Consider the following 12,888-nt stretch of genomic DNA (forward strand, 5'->3'; position numbering starts at 1 on the left):
GGGGGTGAATGCTGCGTCAAATTATATTTTAACATTAAAATTAAACACAGAAAAATATCAAGAGGACATATTAAATAAAAGATTAGAAATAAGCAGAAGCATTTATAATAGTTGTTTAGGCGAATTGTTTAAAAGATATAATCATATGAGAGAATCGAAAGAATATGAGAAAGTAATAAATATGGTTAAAGGGAAAGAACGGAATAAAAAATTTAATGAATTAAACAAGAGATATGATTTGACAGAGTATTCTTTCCATAAATATGTAAAATGTATACAGAAATATTTTAAAGATAATATAGATAGTTTCACTGCTCAAAAGATAGCTTGTAGGTGTTTTAGTGCTTTTCAAAAATTAATGCTCCATCAATCAAATAGAATTTATTTTAAAAAGTATGGTGAAATGAATAGTGTTGAGGGAAAATCCAATAAAACTGGGATTAGGTTTATAGACAATAAATTAAGATGGAATGGATTAGATATAAATGTGATTATAAATAAAAACGATGAATACGCACAAGTTTCATTATTAAATAAAACTAAATATTGTAGAGTGGTAAGAAAATTAATTCGTGGTAAATATAAATATTATGTTCAATTAATACTAGAAGGAATTCCACCAATTAAGTATAATAAAGAAACCGGTGAGGTTAGATATAAAATAGGTGATGGAAATGTTGGAATAGATATTGGTACAAGAACAATTGCAATATCAAGTGAAACCGAAGTTAAGTTATTAGAATTATGTCCTGAGGTAGAAAACATAGAACATGAAAAAAATATATTACTCAGGAAATTAGATAGACAAAGAAGAAGTAATAACCCTAATAATTATAATGAAAATGGGACTATAAAAAAGGGAGTTATGACTAATTTAAAGAAAATAAAATTGACATGGATTAAGTCAAATAAATATATCAAAACTCAAAATGAATTAAGAGAAGTTCAGAGAAAACAAGCTTATATAAGGAAAAAATCCCATGAGAAGTTAGCTAATTATATTATAAGTTTAGGAGATAGAATATTAGTTGAAACTATGAATTATAAAGGACTTAAGTTAAGGGCAAAAGAAACTACTGTTAACACAAACGGCAAATTCAACAAGAAAAAGCGATTTGGCAAGAGTTTAGCAAATAAAGCACCATCAATGCTTTTAACAATATTAGCTAATAAATTAAAATGGCATAACACTGAGTTAATTAAGATTAATACTTATAAGGTAAAAGCATCCCAATATAATCATATAGAAGATAAATATTTAAAAAAGAAATTATCTGAAAGATGGAATGATTTTGGAGAATTTAAAATACAGAGAGATTTGTATTCAAGTTTTTTAATAATGAATGTAAAAGATAATTTAGAAGAAATAGACAAAGAATTATGTTTTAAGCAGTTCGCTAATTTTAGAAAACTTCATGATAAAGAAATATTGAAAATACAGAGTAGTAGTATTAATTTGATAAGCAGTATGGGTATTTAGAAGCAAATAAAAGGTTTTGATATGAGCCTTGGACTATCGTTAATTCATTCATTAGAGTGATTGGTAGTAAAAGTTTTAGAAAAATTAATGAGTTCTTATATGTGTAATTTATTAGATCCTTAATAGATGAGAGTATTTGAGAAGTTAACGTATCTAAGAACCCCACTCCTGAGGTGTGGGAGTATCAGAGCAAGAAACAAATATTGTAGAAAGAAAAAAGAATTCAAAAGATGAAAATGAACAAGAAAAAGAAAGGCAATTTGCAATGCATGAGTTGAAAAAGAAGGAAAAACATAGAGGTCATTAATTCATAGTGACATCTATGTTTTTCCTTCTTTTAAATTCAGCATTAATAATTTCAAAAGTGAATGTACTATTTTGTTACAAGAATACATTCCTAAATACAACACCTATTATATTAAATGGTTACGATTCAAATTTGTTTTTCGCCCCACGCACACATATCATTAACAATTGGCATGAGACTTTGCCCCTTTTCGGTAAGAGAATATTCTACTTTTGGAGGAATTTGAAGATACTCTTTTCTCAATATAATATTTTTGTTTTCTAATTCTTTTAATTGTGAACTTAACATCTTATGAGTGATTCCTTCGATATTTTTCTTTAAAATCCCATATCTTACAGTACCCATACAAGCAAGTAAATAAATTATTTTTAACTTCCATTTTCCACTTACAACTGACAAAGTGTATTCAAAAGGTTCTTTATTACTGATATAACATAATTTTTCTGACATATCTTCACTCTCCTTTTTGAAAGTATATCACAAAAAAGTGCATACTATCATTTTTTGGAAACTAATCTATAATAAGGGTGAGTTGCAACTCAAATTAGAAATAAGAAGGGATGATATATATGGTTATTGATGGACATTCACATGTTAATTTACCAGTTGAACAACATATCGAAATAATGGATAAGGCAGGTGTTCAAAAAACAATTCTGTTTTCAACATCAATACATCCAGAAAAAGCAGATGATTTAGAAGGTTTAAAAAAAGAGATGAAAATTTTAAATGATATTGTATCTGGGAAAACAAATTTTTCATTAGATGAAAAATATAAGTCTATAAATGAACTCAAACAAATAATTCAAAGGTATTCATCTAGATATATTGGATTTGGTTCTGTACCCGTTGGATTGAATGAAAATGATACTAACTTATATATTGAAGAAAACATAGTAAAAAACAAATTTGCTGGTATTGGTGAATTTACACTTCCAAGTGGTCAAATAAAAATATTAACTACCATTTTTAAGTCTTCGATGATATTTGGGAAATTACCAATTTGGATACACGCGTTTAATCCTTTAGTATTACAAGATATTAAGGAAATTGCTGAACTAAGCAAAAAATTTCCTGATATTCCTGTTATATTAGGACATATGGGAGGAAGTAACTGGCTAACAGCAATAGAACTTGCAAAAGAGATACCGAATTTATATCTTGATACATCTGCTTGTTTTTCTACACTTGTTTTGAAAATAGCCATAAATGAAATTCCATTAAAATGTATATTTGGTGTAGATATGCCCTATGGAGATTTGCAGTTATCAAAAGAAGCTATTGAAAAATTATGCAATAAATCATATATTAATGCTGTTTTAGGGGATAACATGGCAAAATTATTAAAGCTTTAAATATTTTATTATACAAATATAAAATAATTTAATTATTGAATAATATGGTATAATATGATATATAAGGGTTGCTGTTTGAGGAGTGATTGTATGAAAAAATGCATTGTAATAATGGAATAGGCATTAAAGTATCTTAATACAAAGGAGAGATTCAAATATGACTATTCCAAATTCAAATAAAATATATCCAAGAAGTAATGACAACCAAACAATATATCTTAAAAATGTAATTACAAGAGATAATATAAAAGTTGGAGATTATACAATATATAATGATTTTAATAATGATCCAAGGGATTTCGAAAAAAATAATGTATTATATCAGTATACTGTAAACAATGATAAATTAATAATTGGGAAGTTTTGTTCAATTGCATGTAAAGCGAAGTTTCTTATGACAAGTGGAAATCACACAATGAAATCACTATCTAATTATACATTTCCAATATTTTATGAGGAAGGGGATTTCCCCGTCAGCAATATAACCGATGCTTGGGATAATAAGGGTGATATTGAAATTGGAAATGATGTGTGGATAGGTTATGACGCTATAATCATGTCAGGGGTGAAGATTGGTGATGGTGCAATTTTTGGAACGAGAGCAGTAGTTACCAAGGATGTTCCTCCATTTACTATTGTTGGAGGAGTACCTGCAAAAGTTATAAAGAAAAGGTATGATGATGACACAATTTCTAAATTGCTTAAAATTAAGTGGTGGAATTGGACATATGAAAAAATCCAAGCAAATATTAAATATATTTAATCAGGAAATATTGATAAGTTAAAGTGAACAAGTTGGTATTTTGTGTCTCATTCTTCACAAGTAAAGTCATATCTAATGATATGGCTTTACTTTATTAGTGAGTATATTACTTTCACTTTTAGGCTATTTTCCATTCTTAAAACATTAGAAAACACTATATTTTCAAAGGTTAAGGCGATATTGGTTTTCTATATTTCTTTATGATATTTAGAAAAATACGCCACTCAAATAGGAGGCAGGTTATCTATGAAAACAGAAATATTAAATGTTAAAGATTTAAATATTAATTACAAAAATATTGTAAAAGGTGCAGAGTATCTAAGAAATGGTGAGGTTATTGCAATTCCAACAGAAACTGTTTATGGATTAGCTGCAGATGCTTTTAATGAAAATGCAATAAAAAAAATTTTTGAAGTTAAAGGAAGGCCGCAGGATAATCCATTATTGGTACATATATATAAATTGGAACAGGTTTACGATATATGCAAAGATATTTCAAAAGAGGCAGAGACAATGTTTGGTAATTTTTGGCCTGGATCAGTAACTTTAATTTTTAATAAGAAAGATTGTATTTCAGATACAATTACTGCAGGAATGAAAACTGTAGGAGTTAGATTTCCCGAAAGTGAAATAGCAAGGGCTATAATTAAAGAAAGTGGAACTTTATTAGTAGCTCCATCTGCAAATTTATCAGGAAAGCCATCAACTACTAGTATAGAGCATTGCTATAATGATTTAAATGGGAAAATTCCTTGTATTTTAGATGGAGGGGCGTGTTCAATTGGGTTGGAGTCAACAATTATAGATATGTCTACTCCGGTCCCAATACTTCTAAGACCAGGAGCAATAAGCTTGGATGACATATGTAAGGTAATTCCAAATCTTATATACAAAAAGGATTTATTAAGCGTGAAAGAAATGGAAATTCCAAAGGCTCCAGGAATGAAATATAGACACTATGCACCAGATGCACCGCTAACATTGGTTGAGGGAGAGTATATAAAAACGTCTAAATGGATTAAAGAAAATGCAAATGAGAACGATGTTATAATTTGTTTTCAAGAATTTTTAAATGATTTTAACGACTATCAACATATATATAGTTTAGGAAGTTTTAAAATGTTAAATATAGCTGCACAAAAGATATTTGATTTGGTTAGAGAATGTGATAAATTGAATGTAAGTCATATTTATGTACAAGCTCCCAATGATAGTGGTTTAGGGAATTCTATAATCAATCGATTAGAAAAAGCAAGTGCAGGAGACATTATTCATATATAAATTATAAGTGAATATTTTGTTAGTTAATAGGATGCTTGTATTCTTTTTTTTAGAATATAAAGGAAAATTATGAATGTTTGTTGAATTGTGTAAAGATAACATGCGTCTGGTTTGAATACTAAGAAAGGATGAGGAGTTTTATGATATTTAAGTTGATTGAGCCAAAACTTGAAATGGAAAAAGAATATAATAATTATATAGTTGAATGGGAAAAGTCAGGAGAAGAAATAATTCCATACGCATCGAGAAAGAGTATGGTCAATTATGAAGATTTAATTAATTGTTGGAAGACCCAAAAAACCAATAAAGCATATGAAGATGGATTTGTTCCATCGACCCTATATTTTTTAATTGATGAAAACATGAAAATTTATGGTGCGTTACATATTAGACATGAATTAAATGATTTTTTGCTAAATTATGGCGGACATATAGGGTATGGGATAAGGCCTTCTGAACGTAAGAAAGGTTATGCTACGAAGATGCTTTCACTATCATTATCATTAGTGAAACAGTTAGGTATTAAAAAGGCATTGGTTACGTGTGACAAAATAAATATAGCTTCAGCAAAAACTATATTAAATAATGGTGGAGTATTAGAGAATGAAGTTATTGAAGAGGGTGAAGTAACTCAGAGATATTGGATAAATATTAAATTATCAAATACTCTGTGATTTTAATTAACTGCATCAATATTGTAGAATAATGTTTTTAGTAAAGTGTTATTTATATAACGGAAGGAGAATAGATGGTTATAAATCAAATATCAGAGAGGATATATTACTTGCCTTTCGATGAAAATACAGACAGACCAAATCTTGGTTATATTTTGGGGAATAGGTATTCGATTATGGTTGATTGCGGTAATTCACCTAAACATCTTTCTTTATTTTATGCGGGACTTGAAGAAAGACATCTTCCCATTCCACAAATTGCTTTCATTACACACTGGCATTGGGATCATACCTTTGGTATGAAAGCATTCAACGGAACGACTATTGCAGGTCAACTTACCAATAATAAACTAAAAGAGGTAATGCAATGGAACTGGACTGACCAAGTTATGAAAGAGCGTCTTGTGAGTGGTGAAGAAATTGAATTTTGCGATGAGAATATCCGCAAAGAATATAAGGATTTATCAGAAATTAGTGTTAAATCAGCTGATATGACATTCGATAGAAGTATTTCCATTGACCTAGGGGGAATTACCTGCATTGCATTAAATTGTCCATCACCTCACTCAAAAGACAGTGTGATTATCTATGTTCCTGAAGAAAAAATATTGTTTTGTGGAGATGCAGATTCTGGAGATTTTTATGATAACAAGGGACAACGTGAAGTTGAACGAGTGAAACAATATAGGGATGTTCTGATGAAAATTCCATTTGAAGTCTATTTACATGGCCATTGTGAACCATTAAGCAGAGAACAGGTGTTTAGCGATTTGGAAGAAATGATAGAAGGTAATCAAAATGCGAATTTTAATTGAGAATGATATTTCGTCGTAAGTAATCCTAAAATTGAGAATATATGATTTCAGTTGAGTTTTAATATGTTGAAATTCCGAATGTAGTATAATGCGAAAAAATATATATTATAAGAGGTGAAACTAATGAAAACTGTAGTAATATACAAGTCAAAAACAGGTTTTACAAAAAAATATGCAGAATGGATTTCTGAGGCGTTATCAGCGGATATTTTTGATGTTTCAAGTGCTGATATAAATGTAGTTACAAATTATGATACCGTGATTTATGGCGGCAGTTTGTATGCTGTTGGTATCATTGGAGTAAAATATATAACGAAAAATCTCGACAAATTTAAAGGTAAAAAAGTCGTTGTTTTCGCAACGGGGGCATCGCCATCGAGTGAAGAGGTAATACATGAAGTAAAAGATAAAAATTTTACTCCCGAGGAACAGAAGTCTGTACAGTTCTTTTATTTAAGAGGTGGATTTGATTATAGTAAAATAAAGCCTTTTGATAAAGCACTTATGACATTACTAAAATGGAAGATTAAGATGAAAAAAGAATTAACACCTGAGGCAAGAGGCATGCTAGCCATGTATGACAAGCCAATAGATTTCACAAGAAGAAAGAATATAGATGAAATAATAACTTATGTTAACTCATAACATTTATAATATGTAGAACTATCAACAGAGTTACTAAGATGATATATACATAAAATTTAAAACAGGAAAGGAAGTGAAAATTTAGTGGGTTTGTATACTTAGAGTACACGCTCTCACTAAAGATAACCTATGGAAAACAAACTTAAATATCGCTTAATTACAGGAAAAGATGATGCGGATTTTTGTAAGAAAATTTCTGAATTACTTGATGAAGGGTATAAATTATACGAAGCTCCATCATGTACTTTTAATGGGCAAGATGTAATTGTGGCACAGGCATTAATTCTTAATGAGCGTGACAACCTTGATATTGGGTTCAAAAGAACGGTTAAATAAAGGCGAAAAATATATTCAATTTAGTTGATACGGATTGTTTTTTATGTCATCTCAAGTAACCCCATATCATTAGATGTGGGGTTTAATCGTTATGCATTACTAGTAACAATAATGATTGCGATTGAAATGATATTATACTATACATTTTCATTTTATGTCGAAAGATATCTATAATTTATTTCCAAAAGGGTATTGACTCTAACGTAACGTCATAGATTATTATAAATTTGTAGGGAAGATTAATAAAGAACAAAGGAGCTGATTTTATGTCTTATAAAATAAAAGAAGTAGCTGATATGGTTGGTGTAAGTGTGCGTACACTCCATCATTATGATCAGATAGGCATCTTAAAGCCAAAGTCTGTAACACCGGCCGGATATAGACTCTACACTGATGATGACCTTGAAAGATTGCAACAAGTTTTGTTTTTTAAAGAGTTGGATTTTACCCTTCTAGAAATAAAAGAAATTTTAGATAATCCAGATTTCGATAGAAAACATGCATTAAAGACACATCGGGAGCTATTGATAGAAAAAAAGAAGCGACTCGATAAGATTATAAAATCTGTAGATAAAACTATAGATTACATTGAAGGAGGAATAGATATGAATAAGAATGAAATGTTTGAGGGGTTTGATATAAGCGAAATAGAGGCTCATAAAGAAAGATATGCGGAGGAAACGAAGCAAAAATATGGAGACACTGATGCCTACAAGGAAAGTTTGAAAAAAACATCCAAATACACAAAAGAGGATTGGGCTAGGATTAATGCAACTAATGGAAAAATCAACGAGAAAATTATAGCCAACATGGATAAAGGAATAGGCAATTCAGAAGTTCAAAAGGCAGTTGCTGAGTTAAGACAACACATTACTGATAATTTTTATGATTGTACTATAGAAATATTTAGAGGTCTTGCTGATTTATATGTTAAAGATGAACGTTTCACGGCCAACATTGATAGGCAGAAAGAAGGTTTAGCTAAGTTCTTAAGTGAGTCAATGATTTACTATTGTGATAATGCAAAATAGGTGGTACTCAAGTTGTAAGTCTGGGTTTTCTATAATTCCGACAAAACCTACGCTAAGACATAAAATGAATAAATATCATATGGTTTAGCAGGGCATGAGCGATTTAAAATTGTTGCGTAATTGCAGATTATTATTCAACAAATTTGAGGAGGAAAGAATGAAGTTTTTAAGAAAAGTTATTATAATATTATTAACTATAATAATATTTATTGGAGGAGTTATTATAACTCATATAACTCCTTCAATATCTATTAGAACACATTTATTTGTAACTGGACATCCAATTGGAGATTTTAAAGTAAGTGTACATGTTAATAAAGGTCAATATGAAATAGATAAAGAAATTCTTGATAATGAAAATGCTATGATTTATAGAACTGCTGATTACAACTTATATGATGGAGCAACAGGAAATTCAATAGGCAATTATAAAGTTGGGAAATCGTGGATTTTATATTTCGCTCAGCAATATGGGGAGGCATAATTAAAAGAGCTTCGAAGAAGATGCATTGACGACTTTAGAAGGAATCCATTTTTAATGAGTATAGTTAAAAAATAATAATTGACAATTTTACGAATAATTTTTTTAGAAAAAACAGTATAAGAAAAAGGCTTTTTATGCTATATTAAAAAACCCTTAGACTGCTAACTTTATAGAATAGTCTTAATTTAAGCACTGCTAATTGTTCTAAGGAGAGATATTTTGGTGTTTTATGAATTTTTTTAATAGAAAAGTGCTTTATACGTTCTTACAGGATGCATTATAAATGGAGTTGTTTATGATGATTATGACTTCGTTAATTTTTATCTTTTCTCCAATCATATTTATCGTTAGGCAAATTTATCTTTATTTGCAAAAGAAGACTCCGTTCTCCGTAGACGGAGATGAATTTTGTTGCTAAATTATTTTTATATAACTTAATATTATAGGATCTATTATGGCATAATATATATATTAGAGATTATAAAAAAAGGTGGTGAATATTTTGAGAATAGAAACTAATTCTTCTACAAGAATATATAAAGATAAGCTTAGCTTTGAAATTCTCAACAATCTATCGAATATACTGTATGTTGGTAATGAAGCTAAAATTAAAGCTTATTCAATTCTTGTTTACAATCATGAGAAAGGTCTTTCTCAGAGTATTCATTTAACTATTAAAAACATGTTTAATCTTAATACTTATTATACAAACTACGCTGCTTGTGAAGCTAAATGGAATAAATCTTCTAATGTTGAATTAAACAAAATGTACATAGATGATTTAAAGCAGAACATTAACCATAGAGAGAAATGTGTTAAGGATTTAATTAATAAAATTAAATTTTGGAGTAAGATTCATGCTCATATTATCGATATATCCAAGGCTATTAAAAATAGTAAAAGCCTCCCCAAATTTAAGTATTATAGACCATATTATTTTTATATGTGGGATGATAAAATTTTTGTTGAGGCCAATTATAAAAATAAAACAATTATATATAATATGTACGATTTTGAACATGCTCTTGTCATAAAAAAAATTAGTAGATTAACTAATAAACTGAATATGATTAAGCGTGGTATATGTTATCAAAAACAAAAACTTGCAAGACTTAATACAAGTGCAGTAAAATCATGTTTTGGTACTAAGAAACTATTCAAAGCTCAGCATACGTTATATAATGATCATTTTGCATGGAAAGAAGACTTCTACAAAGCTAGACATAAAACTATAGATCTTCAAGGACTTAACACAGTTACACAAGGAAATGCTTGTGTTAAATACAACTACGAAACGAATTTACTAATTATTCAACTGCCCTATGAAAATAAAATAGGTGCATATCATAGTTCACAATGGTTTGAAGTAGAAAATGTTGATTTTCCTTACCATAAAGACTTATTAATAGAAGCTCTAAACACTAAAAATTCCCCTGTTTCTTGGAGGATTGAAGACAAAGGAGATTACTTTTTGTTTAAGGCATCTTATAAATTATTTAAAGATGAAAGTCAAATTAATTATTCTAAGGCAAATGGAGTTGTAAGCTATGATATAAACTACGACCATATTGCATGGAGTGAAACTGATTGCATTGGAAACCTATTAGACTTTGGCAGTATACATTTTAATATAGCAAATAAAACTTCAGGGCAAATTTCAAAAATTTTAGAAAAGAGTGCCATAGGGCTTGTTCAAATAGCCAGGGATAAAAATAAACCACTTGCTGGTGAGGACATTAAAAATATCAGTAAATCCAAACTAACTTATGGGAATACTAAACGAAATATGAAAATCAGTATGTTTGCTCATAAAAAAATCATTGAAGCAATCAGTTCCAGGGCTTTTAAAGAAAATTTAGCCGTATTTTATGTAAATCCAGCATACACTAGCCAAATGGGTAAAATAAAGTATATGAAAGCTAAAGGAATATCTATTCATGTATCCGCTGCATACTGTATAGCTCGTAGAGCTCTTGGGTATAAAGAGAAAATACCTTTGATATATAGAACATTCACAAACAATTGGAGGGTACTGTCCAAAGAGTTAAAGACACTTAAAATACAGTATTTATATAAAATTTCAAGCACCTTCGGATACTCGAATTTAAAAGCTTTTGTAAAAGATACTATGGTAAGAAATTATGTTCTCTTCAAAGAAAAGCCTATTGTAAAGTTTAGTTTTAATTAAATTATTTAGATAAATTACTTCAATATAAAAATAAAAAATTGTTTTATAGCTTATAGTTACCCTAAAATCTAAGGTTGCTACGCAGTGAAGGCACTTACGTGATAGGGGTGTATTAATTATGAGCTACTCATGAAATAATTATACTTGTAGCTTATTATAAAAATTAGCTTGTTTAGAATACTAAACAAGCTCTATGTTGCAAAGATATTGTTTCTTACGGTTCTTAGTTCAATGAGAACTGGACCGCTTTTGCGGTTTACAATCGCCCACTTCTATAAGTGGTGCGTATGTTGAATTTATGTCCATTAATTATAGCAGTATCATCATTTTCCCAAGTAATAGCAGCTTTGTTAATTTTATAATCCCAATAAATGGTTTTCGCCTTGCTGTTTTTAGTGTTTGTTATTAATTCACTTCTAACTGCATAATCTACAGTTGCCCCACCATTACAAAGATAAGATTTAATAGTATACGTTCCATTTGAGGATGTAGATTCGCTTAAATAGTCTCCGGTGGGTAATCGCAACATACTGTAAAATAATGTATTCATAATTTCTAAAAGTCCTATTGCTATAAAAATAAAAATTGTTACTATAACCAAAATCATTTTCTTTCTCTTCATAACAACCCCCACCAATATTTAAATCTTTATTTAATTCATTTTATCATTTTATATAATTGGATCTAATAATAGCGGAAAAACGGCTCAAACGGATGTTGCCAAAATACTTATAGAAACAGGTTTTGTCTAAGCCTGTAGAGGATAGTTTATTAGTTAAAGATGCATATCAAAATGAAGTAGCCAAGGCAATTGCTACACTAATTCTTAAAAACTTAGAAATAACTAATATATATATTCATAATGAACTAGTACCTAAAAAAAATTATTCTAAACTATTATTTATGATAGATATTTTCAATATTTTTCGGTATATCACTTTTATTTATTTTAACTATATTCACGAAACAGTGTTCAATATTATCAATGTTTTGAGCGTAAATGCCATTATTTACAAAATAAATTGTTGCTTCTAACTTCCTATTTTTAACAATTAAACCGTTAAGTTTAGTTTCTTTTGCATATATGGAACTTGGTGGAAATTCTCCATCATAAATTAAACTTTCTGTTGCGAAGTTAACAGATATAGTATATTTAATGCCCGGTAAAAATTTATCCATAAAATTATGCCAATCCTCTTCAGTGTCTATAACGAGTGATTTCTGTGGATAGTTAATAGCAAGATTCTGCTTCATCGTAGCAAAACCTCTATAAAAATATTCATATTTAATATTTGGTGAAGCTAATGAGGAACTAACAGTGTCGGTTTTATAGTTAGAGGTTACATTTTTAGTATTACACGAAACAAATACTAGCATTATAAGAAGGAGAATTGTGGTCAACATTACTTTTTTCATAAACTACCGCCTAAAATATTATTTTTAATATTTATGATTATGACATAAATTCTATATAGAAATTAAAATAGGTTTTATTAATTATACTTCAAAATTTATACAAATACTTAAAA

General features: G+C 28.9%; 15 protein-coding genes. 12 read left to right on the forward strand and 3 right to left on the reverse strand.

Annotated features, from left to right (window positions below; genetic code table 11):
• Positions 1-4 precede the first annotated feature (4 nt).
• Together LL038_RS04445 and LL038_RS04450 are read left to right on the forward strand one after the other, a co-directional pair.
• The gene (locus LL038_RS04445) at positions 5-1,480 is read left to right on the forward strand and encodes a transposase (protein ID WP_268055993.1); all 1,476 of its coding nucleotides are present in this window, start codon (positions 5-7) and stop codon (positions 1,478-1,480) included.
• 175 nt (positions 1,481-1,655) lie between these two features.
• Complete coding sequence (locus tag LL038_RS04450; RefSeq protein ID WP_216119866.1) at positions 1,656-1,787, forward strand: DUF2992 family protein; 132 nt, start codon at positions 1,656-1,658, stop codon at positions 1,785-1,787.
• Between the two features lie 126 nt (positions 1,788-1,913).
• Here the strand turns inward: LL038_RS04450 and LL038_RS04455 are convergent, their stop codons facing one another.
• Positions 1,914-2,237 carry a winged helix-turn-helix transcriptional regulator gene (locus LL038_RS04455; RefSeq protein ID WP_216119865.1) on the reverse strand — a complete coding sequence of 108 codons (324 nt, stop codon included), beginning with the start codon at positions 2,235-2,237 and terminating at the stop codon, positions 1,914-1,916.
• 119 nt (positions 2,238-2,356) lie between these two features.
• Here LL038_RS04455 and LL038_RS04460 point away from each other — a divergent pair, with 119 nt between their 5' ends.
• The 10 genes from LL038_RS04460 (at position 2,357) to LL038_RS04505 (ending at position 11,359) form a co-directional block, all read left to right on the forward strand.
• On the forward strand, positions 2,357-3,142 hold the full coding sequence (locus LL038_RS04460; RefSeq protein WP_216119864.1) for an amidohydrolase family protein: 786 nt from the start codon (positions 2,357-2,359) through the stop codon (positions 3,140-3,142).
• Positions 3,143-3,299: 157 nt separating this feature from the next.
• The gene (locus LL038_RS04465; protein ID WP_216119863.1) at positions 3,300-3,905 is read left to right on the forward strand and encodes a CatB-related O-acetyltransferase; all 606 of its coding nucleotides are present in this window, start codon (positions 3,300-3,302) and stop codon (positions 3,903-3,905) included.
• Between the two features lie 246 nt (positions 3,906-4,151).
• Positions 4,152-5,186, forward strand: a complete 1,035-nt coding sequence (locus LL038_RS04470; protein ID WP_216119862.1) for an L-threonylcarbamoyladenylate synthase — start codon at positions 4,152-4,154, stop codon at positions 5,184-5,186.
• A 140-nt stretch (positions 5,187-5,326) separates the two neighbouring features.
• On the forward strand, positions 5,327-5,860 hold the full coding sequence (locus LL038_RS04475; RefSeq protein ID WP_216119861.1) for a GNAT family N-acetyltransferase: 534 nt from the start codon (positions 5,327-5,329) through the stop codon (positions 5,858-5,860).
• Between the two features lie 74 nt (positions 5,861-5,934).
• Positions 5,935-6,675, forward strand: a complete 741-nt coding sequence (locus LL038_RS04480; protein ID WP_216119860.1) for an MBL fold metallo-hydrolase — start codon at positions 5,935-5,937, stop codon at positions 6,673-6,675.
• 123 nt (positions 6,676-6,798) lie between these two features.
• Positions 6,799-7,320 (forward strand): flavodoxin domain-containing protein, encoded by a 522-nt coding sequence (locus LL038_RS04485; RefSeq protein WP_216119859.1) that lies wholly within the window; start codon positions 6,799-6,801, stop codon positions 7,318-7,320.
• A 129-nt stretch (positions 7,321-7,449) separates the two neighbouring features.
• Positions 7,450-7,656, forward strand: coding sequence for a DUF1737 domain-containing protein (locus LL038_RS04490; protein ID WP_216119858.1), 207 nt, complete (start codon positions 7,450-7,452; stop codon positions 7,654-7,656).
• 266 nt (positions 7,657-7,922) lie between these two features.
• Positions 7,923-8,687, forward strand: coding sequence for a MerR family transcriptional regulator (locus LL038_RS04495; protein WP_216119857.1), 765 nt, complete (start codon positions 7,923-7,925; stop codon positions 8,685-8,687).
• Positions 8,688-8,844: 157 nt separating this feature from the next.
• Positions 8,845-9,171 carry a hypothetical protein gene (locus tag LL038_RS04500; protein WP_216119856.1) on the forward strand — a complete coding sequence of 109 codons (327 nt, stop codon included), beginning with the start codon at positions 8,845-8,847 and terminating at the stop codon, positions 9,169-9,171.
• Between the two features lie 502 nt (positions 9,172-9,673).
• Positions 9,674-11,359, forward strand: coding sequence for a hypothetical protein (locus tag LL038_RS04505; protein ID WP_268055995.1), 1,686 nt, complete (start codon positions 9,674-9,676; stop codon positions 11,357-11,359).
• Positions 11,360-11,615: 256 nt separating this feature from the next.
• Here LL038_RS04505 and LL038_RS04510 read toward each other — a convergent pair whose 3' ends face one another.
• A complete protein-coding gene (locus tag LL038_RS04510) occupies positions 11,616-11,981 on the reverse strand; it encodes a DUF5412 family protein (protein WP_216119854.1) in 366 nt (121 codons plus the stop codon).
• Between the two features lie 275 nt (positions 11,982-12,256).
• Positions 12,257-12,775 carry a hypothetical protein gene (locus LL038_RS04515; protein WP_216119853.1) on the reverse strand — a complete coding sequence of 173 codons (519 nt, stop codon included), beginning with the start codon at positions 12,773-12,775 and terminating at the stop codon, positions 12,257-12,259.
• Positions 12,776-12,888 lie beyond the last annotated feature (113 nt).

The sequence above is a fragment of the Clostridium estertheticum genome (assembly GCF_026650985.1).
Classification (GTDB): domain Bacteria; phylum Bacillota; class Clostridia; order Clostridiales; family Clostridiaceae; genus Clostridium_AD; species Clostridium_AD estertheticum_C.